Origin of the sequence: Pseudomonas rubra (assembly GCF_028656935.1) — a bacterium.
Classification (GTDB): Bacteria; Pseudomonadota; Gammaproteobacteria; order Pseudomonadales; family Pseudomonadaceae; genus Aquipseudomonas; species Aquipseudomonas rubra.
In genome coordinates this window covers 1-1,070 of the sequence record NZ_JAMDGZ010000103.1, presented here as the reverse complement: position 1 = coordinate 1,070, position 1,070 = coordinate 1, and the positions used below count along the sequence as shown (strand labels likewise).

The 1,070-nt window shown below is 55.1% G+C and carries 1 protein-coding gene; it reads left to right on the top strand.

The window, feature by feature from the left end:
• Positions 1 to 89: 89 nt before the first annotated feature.
• Positions 90 to 1,070, top strand: a 981-nt coding sequence (locus M5G17_RS27385; protein ID WP_273895978.1) for an IS1182 family transposase, incomplete at its 3' end; no start/stop codon positions are given.

The following is a 1,070-nucleotide window of genomic DNA, read 5'->3' as shown; positions in this document are numbered from 1 at the left end:
AGCAATGGCCGCTCTTGGCCCAGAGTGTGTAAAAACACCTCCGCGAACCCTTGCTATGATTTCTGAGGATTTCATCGCAGGGATCGCCCATGAAGCGCTTTATCCAAGGTGAACATCGAGGCCAAGGCACCTTACTTCCCGAGAGCCTCGACGATTACGTCAGCGATACCAATCCGGTGCGCATAGTCGACGTCTTCGTCGACGAACTGGACCTGGTCAATCTGGGTTTTGACGGTGCCATTCCCGCCGATACTGGCCGGCCTGCTTACCACCCCGCGATCCTGCTGAAGATCTACATTTACGGCTATCTCAACCGCATCCAGTCGAGCCAGCGTTTGGAGCGAGAAGCCCAGCGCAACGTCGAACTGATGTGGTTGACCGGGCGTTTGATGCCGGACTTCAAGACTATCGCCAACTTCCGAAAAGACAACAGCAAGGCCATCCGAGGCGTCTGTCGCCAGTTCGTCGTGCTGTGTCAGCAGTTGGGACTGTTCGGAGAACATCTGGTCGCCATCGATGGCAGCAAATTCAAAGCAGTCAACAACCGCGACCGCAATTTCACCAGCGCCAAACTGAAGCGGCGAATGGAAGAAATTGAATCGAGTATCAACCGTTACCTGACGGCACTCGATGCTGCCGATCGGCAAGAACCAGCAGCTTCCGAGCCCAGTACCGTACGGCTGGAAGAGAAAATCGCCAAGCTGAAGACGCAAATGAAAGAGCTTCAAGCGATCGAAATCCAACTCAACGAATCGCCGGATAAACAGGTCTCACTGACTGATCCAGACACCCGCTCCATGATGACGCGCGGCACAGGAATCGTCGGCTACAACGTGCAAACAGCGGTCGATACCCAGAACCACTTGATCGTTGCTCATGAGGTCACCAACTTCGTTTCCGACCGCGATCAACTCAGCTCGGTGGCGAAGCAGGCTCGCGATGCCATGGCGTCAGAAGCGCTGGCGGTGGTGGCTGACCGAGGTTACTTCAAGGGTGAAGAAATCCTTGCCTGTCACGACGCGGACATCACTGTCCTACGCGCTCAAAGGCTCGATGACTATACTACACTG